Origin of the sequence: Ancylobacter sonchi, from assembly GCF_018390695.1 — a bacterium.
GTDB classification, from domain to species: domain Bacteria; phylum Pseudomonadota; class Alphaproteobacteria; order Rhizobiales; family Xanthobacteraceae; genus Ancylobacter; species Ancylobacter sonchi.
In genome coordinates, this window is the sequence record NZ_JAHBGF010000004.1 from 1 (window position 1) to 8,317 (window position 8,317).

Genomic DNA, 8,317 nt, shown 5'->3' on the forward strand with positions numbered 1-8,317 from the left:
GCAGATGCGTGGCCTCGCCACACGTTATGACCGCCGCCAGGACAACTTCCTCGCCGCACTCAAGCTTGCCGCAGCACGCATCTGGATCAATGCGTTATGACTCCGCCACCTAGATTGCGATCTAGTCGCCGCCGGACATGCGGCAAGGCAGCGTCGAGGTTGACATCGGTCCACTTCAATCCCCGGAGCTCCGAGCGGCGCAGCCCGGTGAAGGTGGCAGTCCATATCAGGGGCCGCCACCTCCCCTGCCCCGCTGAAAGTATCGCCCGCAGCTCTTCTCGAGTCGGCATTTCGGGCCGCACCGTGACCCGCTTCGAAATACGGAGACGGACGGCTGAGACGGGATTCTGTGCCGCCAGGCCACGACGCTGCGCCTCAGCGAGTATGCCCGACAGGGAGGTCAGCACGCACTTCACCATTGACCGAGAGGGGTCTCGCCGAGCTTGTCGGCGAAGGCCTGTACCGATGGGACCGAGATGCGCGAGAGCTTGGCGCAGCCTATGAGCGGCTTGATGGGGAGTTCGACATGCTGGCCGTAGGCATCGAGCGTCGCGCGCTCTAGTCCTTCCGCATCGCCACGCGCAAGCCATAGCAGCGCTGCATCGGCGACCATGATGGAGGTGGCGTCGGGTATGTGGACACCCCGCACCAGCTCGCCGCGAGCGTGCACGAGGAAAGCGTCGGCCTCCCTTTTTGTAGTGAACTGCTTGTGGCGGCGCTTTCCAGCGCCGTCCACGTAGTCGGCCTGCCAGGCCGTTTTGCCCGACGGCAGGGGGCGCTTGCGGATAGTGGCCATCAGGTTGGGCCTCCACCGGCGTGATTTCTGAAACCGCCATCCACCTGCGGATGACGCAGGTTTCGCACACGAAGGCGACCTCGTAGCGGTCAGGGCGATCAGCGAATTCCGACCGTCCAGTGATCGTACAAATCTGCATCGCCCGCGATGGATGATCGCGACACGATCGCCCAACCGACCTCGAACTCGCCCCCCATGCCTGGGTTCGTCTCCTGCGCACTCGCCGCGCGAAACGTGATGCAAGCGGACCGATGGCGCTGAAGGCCAAGCTCCAGGCCGAACTGCGCCGCCGTGGTCCGTGATTCCACCTGGGGGCACCCCGAAAGTCTAGGGCGACGCAGCCTTGGGACCGGCGTGGGCCAAAGAGGCACACGATGCCAATTCAAATGTTGAGGGTAAGTCACCTGCCCGCTGACCTATCGGCCTTCCTCCGCCACGCGCAGCGCCAGCCGTTCGTCTTCGGCCACTTCGATTGCACACTCATGCTGGCCGATTGGTGGCTCGCCAACCACGGGGTGGACCCTGCCGCAGACTGGCGCGGGACATTTGCCACGCAGGCTGACTGCAACGCTCTGCTCCGTCGCCACGGCGGCCTGCCGCGCCTCCTCGCCCGGATGGCCCTCCAGGTGGGCGCCGTCCGCACCACTGACCCTCAGCCCGGCGACTTCGCGGTCATCCGCGCACCTACGCTCTGGGCTGCGGCCATCCGCACGCCCACTGGCCGCTGGGCGGTGAAGGAGGGCGAAGGTCTCACAGCCATTCGCGAAGCCCGCATCGTGGCGGCTTGGAAAATATAAGGAGATCAACTTGCCTCAAGCGTTAGCCCCACTCATCGCCACCGCCCTGGGCCCTGCTTTCGCAGCGGGTACCGTTGGTGGATTCCTCGTCAGCAGTGCCGCCACACTCGGCGTCGCCTTCACCTTCTTAATGCAGGAGGATCGCCGATGACTGCTGTGATTGCCATGCGCCAGAGCTCGCCAAGCAAGGTGATCCACGTCGCCACCGACACGCTGGCGGTAGCGCCCGACGGCCAGCGCCACCTGGTACCGAAGACATATACCATCCCGCATGCCAAGGCCGCCCTTGTCATCATGGGCACCAGTGACGCTGCAATCGGAGTTTTGGAAGCCATGTCGAAAGGGGCGGACACCTTCGACGCGCTTGCCGGCAATCTTGTCTCCGCGATGCGGTTCGTCACGGCGCCCCATATCGGTATCGATCCGTGACAGGTCGCCATCCTCGCCGGGTTCGGCGCCGAGGGGAGAAGATCTACATAGTGAGCACGATTGAAGAGCCGGGCATCACCCCCTTCAAATTGACCGAGGTCGACGCGATGTTCGCGGCGCCCATCACGGGCGAGTTCGTCGGGCGGGCGAACGTCCCGAACGACACAGATGAGATAAACTCGGAGTGCGACTTTCCCCGTTACTTCGAGATCATCCGGGGCCTCGGTATCAAGAGCCCGGCTGGCGGCGATGTGCGAGACTGGGTCGGTGGGCCGCTGTCGCTCACGTGCCTGCACGAGGATGGTTAGATCGAGCAGCGCATCATCAAGGGGCGACGTGTGGACATCGCCCCTCCTAAGCGGCGGACACCGGGTCTGTGATGGAGAACACGATGAACGAGCTTTACGACTTCAGTGTCGCACTGCCGCCGGCCTTTCCGGATGCGAGGCTGGTCGTTGCCATCAAACTGTCGCAGAATTCCTCACCCACCCGCCGGAAGGTGATGACGAAGTGCCGGAGTTCTTCTCCGACGCATGGGTGGCGGAGGCGCTGGCGCGTGCCGGGCTGGGGCTGACGCGGGAGAAGTAGGGCGCCGAAGCCGTGTAGCGTCGGGGCTGCCGTGGCGGGTGATGGGACTCGAGTTAGGCCTCAGCCGCCTCGCCGAGCGCCAACCGGACCTCCGGCACGAGCAAGCTCGGGTCGTGCTTCACCAGACACTGGTCGATGCCGATGGCCTCGAGGGCGAGCAGGTGCTGGCTCTCGATAGGCTGGGCGCCTTGCTCCATCGCGAGATAGACTTGGAACGGCACGCCCAGTCGATCAGCTAGCGTCTCGGGGGGCATCTGCCACTTCTCGCGGATGGCGGCGAGCTTCTTTGAGTCCACCACACCATCGTCCGCCGACGCCTGACTATCCGGCGCGCCCATGAATCCCGCGAGCAGCAGCGCGGCAGAAATCCTGAACTTCGAAAGGTGCTTCGTGACGGACATCGGTCGATCTCGTACGGTCAATGGCGTTGTTAGACGAACCACCGCGCTCCAATTTTGTTCCGCTGATGGCAGTGTCAGACCATAAGCGGCATGCCGCGTTGGGTATTGTGCGATCAACCGGATCTTGCTTAGAGGCGCGGTAGGCGCATCCTGCGGTGGGCAGACAGCCAGTCCGGCCAGCCGAACATAGCCTCAAAGGCCAGACAGAAGACCGCCACGGCGGCGACAATGGCCAGCACCAGCAGGTGGCGCCGAGAGGGCGGACGGCGCACCCATAGCGCCATACGGATCAGGAGGCGTTCCATCGGCAGAGGCTAGCACGGGCATCCGCCGGCTATACGGTCGACGTTGAGGCCAAGCTGAGGCCTTCGCGGCTAGAATAGAAGGGGCGGCGCTTGGCCGCCCCTTCTATCTTATGCTGCCACACGCACGGCCAGCCGCACCCGAAGCGACGCCGGCAGCTGACGGTCCGACTTGATGCGCGGCAGGTCGAGTTCGGTGATCGACTCATGCTGCGTCCCGTACAGGGCTTCGAACTCCGCGTAATTGTCGAAGCGGCTGCGCGTGACATTATCGACGAAGGTCTCTACCGCCACGCCCTCGGCGAGGATGAGCGAGTGGTCCTCCAGCTCGATATGGTAATAAGTAAAATGTTCCTCGGGTCGCGCCACACGAGTGACGGTTGTTCCATTGACGAGCGCCCCGGCCTGCACCAGCACGCCGTCGATGAACAGCGCGTGGTCAGGCGAGACGAAGAGGTTGCTGACTGGAATGTTTTCGGACAGTGCTCCGGCGGCGATGCAAATGGGATAGTGCGTCAACGGATTAGCGAACATCCGCGCCATCGCCTGACGCCCGACCCACTTCACAGGAACAGCGCGACCGTCATTCGTAAGAACAAGGTCGCCGATCGCAAGACTCTCCACTGGGCGCTCCCCGTCCGGCGTGGCGATCATCGTGCCAGAAAGGAAGCAGACCGGCATGACGAAGTCGCCGGAGCCGTTGATGAACGCCACCACGCCGCCATTCGCCAGGATGTAGTCGTAGTCCGACTGGCTCATCGCGATGTTGTAGCGGACGAGATCGGCATCCCCGAAGTCGGCGTCAGAGAAGACGAGGGAGAGGGTGCCGGAGCTGTAGGCGAAGCCGGTCAGGGGCTGGTCGGTCGCGCCGACCACGTCGCCGGTGCTGAAGCCGCTGACGTTGAAGGTTATGGAGCTGCCGAGCAGCGTGTTGTCGTTGTAGATGAACGAGCCGCCACCGTCGGAGAAGACGAGGCTGGGGTTCCCACCCAGCGTAAGCGCCACCGTGCCGGACGCCAGGGTCATGGCGGAGTCGCCGCTCACACCATAGGTGAAGGTCGACAGAGCGCTCACGCCCACAGTCGGGTTGTTGATCGTAACAACCGCACCGTTGACGGCATCGATGGTCACGTTCGCGGCGGCCTGTGCGCCGATCAGTCCATAATTGACCGTAGTAGAGACGCCATCGATCGTCAGCGTGTGATTGCCGAGAGCGACGATGCTTATCGTATCACCGGTATTAAAGTTGCTGGAATCAATCGTTTCGTCCGAACTTCCGAGATCGACGTCGATAACCGCCATTTCGTAGCCCCCATAATGATGTACGGAAGTGGTTACTTTGATAATAACGGCACATAGATATCCATTGTGCATCAAGTAATGCGCTATAAATACTTGGCCTTATTATCTTTTACTAATGATGCATAAAAAAATAAGACGGACAACAGTATTATAATACAAAATAATTCAACGAAAATTAGGCAAAGGAATGCATTCCTCCGAGGTTCGGAGGTGTTGGCTGGCGTAGATCTTAGTTGTCGAAATTTATACGAAGATAGACTCTAACGCCGAAATTCTTGCGGATTCCGTAAGGGGAGTCAATCGCCTCATTCGCAAGTGAGCTTGGGTGTGTCCGGACAATTCGAGTCAAGACACTGAATTAACGTTATAAAATATGCCAGACGTTCATATCGAACTTTCGCTTTATCTTCGTTTGAAACTTTTTATATCCGCAGGAGTTTCGGATTTGTCGAAAAATGCTCATTGCGGGTTGGCCTCCGAGAGGCAAATTTTCGGCATCCATCGGAAGAGTCTGACTCTTTTCGCTCTCATGTCAGATTAGTTGAACTATCAGCTTTATTTTTTTCTTGTGTGATCTTGAGAGTTTTCTTTATCACTCGATCAATGAGTGGTGGTAGCGTGCGGGTGCATGCCAGGTGGTGCTGGGGTGCCGCAATCGATCCGGCCGGACGCTGTCGGGTGGCGCTCTTCGAGCGGTCACGTGTCGAAGGAACGTCCGGCACGGTCCCGCGCAATGCCGCCACCGACAAAATGCCGCGGATAGGCGACCTGCCGTGCCGGCGGTGCCGAGCGGTGCCGTCAAGGTTCTCGGCCGGAGGGCCTTCGGGGCGGGAGGCCGAGCGACACGGCCGTACGCGGCCGTACGCGGCGGCGCATTACCGGGATGTCCGCAGAGGAAGCCCAGGAGCGAGTCGCGCGAGGAACGCCGTGCGCAAGCACCTGCGGGCGGACATTCTGGAGCCCCCGCTTCACGTTCCCGCCGGCAGAATGGGCTCGATGCGTATGCCTACAAGTCCGCGGCGATGCTGTGGGTCGAAGCTGGCAAGTCGCGCGAGCATGCCGCAAGGTTGCTGCCAAATGAAGAAGCCGTAACGGTAGTGGGGCGGTCTTCGCTTCGTTCAAAGCTGTATTTGACCACAGATACGACGTTAGCCGACCGGGCAGAGGCCGTCTTGTCGGCGGGCTCGTTGGCGGTCAATTTCACATTGCAGCTCTGCGGAAAAGTCGCTGCTCTCGCGCCAGGAGTCCAGCTATTAAACCGCCTCCCACGGAGCTGTCTCCCGATGGCCCCCAGGAAGGCCGGACGTGACCCGCAACTAGCATCCGGCCACCTGCATCAGTTAATCGATCTTCTCCCCGCATTGGCATCGCGCCTGACGGTGCGGGCGTCCACGCCGGCCTTGGCGGCCCGGCCTGCCGAGCAACTCGGCGCTTACACTTCGAGACGCCGCTGCAGATCGGCCAGCACGTACAGTCGGATGGCGGCTGACAGATTGGTACCGCTGTTACGATTGGCATCGATTTCCTGTGCCAGAGCTCCAAGAGGCATGCGCTCTCGGCGCGCGATATCCTTGATGGCCCCGAAAAACTCTGGCTCGAGCGAGATACTCGTCTTTCGTTCCCCAACCATGATCGAGTGCTTGTTTATACTTTTCGCCATCGCCCCACCCTGCGCGCCAGTGGCTGTGAGCCTATTATCCTGGCGTCAGCGGATGCAAATGGCTGGTGCGGACGGCGGGGCTTATCCCCTTGTCGTGCGGCCGTCGGTTTTTCGAAGGGCGCTCAAGTTGACCACCCTTCGGGTCATCGCCCTTTAGCCTGACCCATTCGGTGCAGTGCTCGGCAAGCTCTAGATCGGCAGCCCCACCAACAAGTGGGCAACCGAGCGCGGTAAAGGGGCGCCGCGCTCGGTTGCGTGCCTGTTCGGATGTTGCGGTCTCCGCCAGACACAAAATGGTCGGCGGCCCTACCGCTTCCAACAAGATCGTCTTTTTCGCACTGGGCCACCAAAACGAATAGGCGGCATCGGTGCGGAAAGGCTGGTGCGGACGACGGGACTCGAACCCGTAAGCCTTTAAGGGCGCAAGATTTTAAGTCTCGTGCGTCTACCAGTTTCGCCACGTCCGCAGACGGCTGCCCCATAGCACACTTGCTGTCCGCTGGGCGGCTTTTTCATGTGAGGGGCGGCCGGACGCGGTGGCGTCGCGCCTTCCTTGCCTCGCGCCGACATTGGCCACGGGCGGAGACGCTCAAAGGATCGGCTAGCGATACGGTGACTTCAACACCCACTTTTTCGTACCGTAGCCATCATAATGAGCGCGCGTGAACTGCAGGCGGAGCTGACGGCACAGGACAGGCCGTAGGGGAAGCCGTACCGCTACCCCCGCAACACCACCCCGTTGCCAGCCGCCGCGTCGCCGCTGGCGAGGAACTGGATGCCGGCCGCTTCGAGGGTGGTGCGGGGAACGTACCGCGAATATCTCCCGAATCCGTGTTGCATCCGTGTTGCACGGACTATTTTGCAACGTATGGGAACGTCTTGAAAATCAAGGAATCTGGTCGGAACGACGCCAGTAGCAGCTCAGGAGCGGCCAGTCTCTTTAAATTATTGAAACTACTAGACTTTTGGTTGATGGGGGACCAGAGTTCGAACCTGAACTAACGGAGTCCGGCTCTTTTAGTCATCCGCGCCCCGGATGAGATTGTCATGACCCCGGCATTGTCGGGTTATGGTCGTCCGTATTCGGCGATGCCAAGATGAGCACCGCACCCCTCGATCGGCTCACCCATCACTGCGACATCGTCGAAACCGGCAATGAGAACTGGCGCTTCAAGAACAGGCTCTGAGCCTCACCGGGCCCAACGATCCGGAGGCGGCGCGGCCGCGCAATCCAGACCAGCTCCGCCGCGCCGCCTCCCGGCTCCCGCGCAAACTCAAGGGGTCCCGTTTGGGCTCTGACTCACTTTTGATGGAGTGAGCATCTGGCTGGCATTGGTTCGCGTGGAGAATCAATGCCATGGGTCAGCATTTGCGAGTCTCGGAGTTGGTGCCGGGCGGTTTTATCGTCGATGAGGTGGCCGACACGGATTCCCGCATCCGGATCTGGCTCCGGGCATCCAGTGCGAGGAGCTGCTGCCCTGGATGCGGGACGACCTCAACGCGCGTTCACAGCCGCTATCCATCTTGGCCAAGGCCAGCCCTTGAGACCTGATACGTTGATGCAGACCGCTCACGCCAACCAGACGACACCCTTGCAAACGGGGCGGGCCATACGTTTTAGGATATCGCGCTCCGCCTTCAGCTTGGCCACTTCCCTGCGCAGCCGGCCAATCTCGAGCTGCTCGGGTCTCATCTGACCGTGGCCCGGAAATGCATGCTGAGGATCCGCCTTCGCCTCGCGGACCCATTTACACAGCACGTTCTCGTGGAGGTCCCGGTCGCGGGCAGCCTGCACAACGGCAACGCCCCGATCCTTCACCAACCTCACAGCCTGAAGCTTGAACTCGCGGCTGAACCTCCGTCGTTGCATTCCCGCTCTCCTGTCCCGTTGAACACCTGACGTGCTCGCCTGAGTTCCTGCTGGTCATAAGTTAGGCCCGGCTGGGTTTTGGTCCTCGTGGGACGAGCTTACGAACATCGACTGGGACATCGGACACGAAGTCGAGGCTCCAGCGCTGGTTCGTTCCCTGCGGGACGGCCGC

The 8,317-nt window shown here is 61.3% G+C and carries 8 protein-coding genes, 1 tRNA gene and 2 pseudogenes; 5 read left to right on the forward strand and 6 right to left on the reverse strand.

The window, feature by feature from the left end:
- Positions 1-412 precede the first annotated feature (412 nt).
- Positions 413-796 (reverse strand): hypothetical protein, encoded by a 384-nt coding sequence (locus KHC28_RS01100; protein ID WP_214006506.1) that lies wholly within the window; start codon positions 794-796, stop codon positions 413-415.
- Between the two features lie 374 nt (positions 797-1,170).
- On the opposite strand from KHC28_RS01100, the gene KHC28_RS01105 reads away from it, so the two are divergent.
- From KHC28_RS01105 to KHC28_RS01120, 4 genes are all read left to right on the forward strand, one after another.
- The gene (locus tag KHC28_RS01105; protein WP_246564135.1) at positions 1,171-1,593 is read left to right on the forward strand and encodes a DUF6950 family protein; all 423 of its coding nucleotides are present in this window, start codon (positions 1,171-1,173) and stop codon (positions 1,591-1,593) included.
- A gap of 147 nt (positions 1,594-1,740) precedes the next feature.
- Positions 1,741-2,022 carry a hypothetical protein gene (locus tag KHC28_RS01110; RefSeq protein ID WP_214006507.1) on the forward strand — a complete coding sequence of 94 codons (282 nt, stop codon included), beginning with the start codon at positions 1,741-1,743 and terminating at the stop codon, positions 2,020-2,022.
- Between the two features lie 50 nt (positions 2,023-2,072).
- Positions 2,073-2,330: a hypothetical protein gene (locus KHC28_RS01115; protein WP_214006508.1), complete on the forward strand. Its 258-nt coding sequence runs from the start codon at positions 2,073-2,075 to the stop codon at positions 2,328-2,330.
- Between the two features lie 83 nt (positions 2,331-2,413).
- Positions 2,414-2,596, forward strand: coding sequence for a hypothetical protein (locus tag KHC28_RS01120; RefSeq protein WP_214006509.1), 183 nt, complete (start codon positions 2,414-2,416; stop codon positions 2,594-2,596).
- 67 nt (positions 2,597-2,663) lie between these two features.
- On the opposite strand, the gene KHC28_RS01125 is transcribed toward KHC28_RS01120, so the two are convergent.
- The 4 genes from KHC28_RS01125 to KHC28_RS01140 all read right to left on the reverse strand — a co-directional run bounded on the left by KHC28_RS01125 (position 2,664) and on the right by KHC28_RS01140 (position 6,742).
- Positions 2,664-3,011 (reverse strand): hypothetical protein, encoded by a 348-nt coding sequence (locus tag KHC28_RS01125; RefSeq protein WP_214006510.1) that lies wholly within the window; start codon positions 3,009-3,011, stop codon positions 2,664-2,666.
- Positions 3,012-3,424: 413 nt separating this feature from the next.
- On the reverse strand, positions 3,425-4,615 hold the full coding sequence (locus tag KHC28_RS01130; protein WP_214006511.1) for a Hint domain-containing protein: 1,191 nt from the start codon (positions 4,613-4,615) through the stop codon (positions 3,425-3,427).
- Positions 4,616-6,047: 1,432 nt separating this feature from the next.
- Positions 6,048-6,275, reverse strand: coding sequence for a ribbon-helix-helix domain-containing protein (locus tag KHC28_RS01135; protein ID WP_246564137.1), 228 nt, complete (start codon positions 6,273-6,275; stop codon positions 6,048-6,050).
- Positions 6,276-6,655: 380 nt separating this feature from the next.
- Positions 6,656-6,742 (reverse strand) — tRNA-Leu (locus KHC28_RS01140).
- Positions 6,743-7,339: 597 nt separating this feature from the next.
- Between KHC28_RS01140 and KHC28_RS01145 the strand changes: the two are divergent.
- Positions 7,340-7,462 (forward strand): annotated as a pseudogene (locus KHC28_RS01145) (ATP-binding protein); the annotation flags it as partial.
- Positions 7,463-7,887: 425 nt separating this feature from the next.
- On the opposite strand, the pseudogene KHC28_RS01150 reads toward KHC28_RS01145, so the two are convergent.
- Positions 7,888-8,145: pseudogene (locus tag KHC28_RS01150) on the reverse strand (transposase); the annotation flags it as partial.
- Positions 8,146-8,317 lie beyond the last annotated feature (172 nt).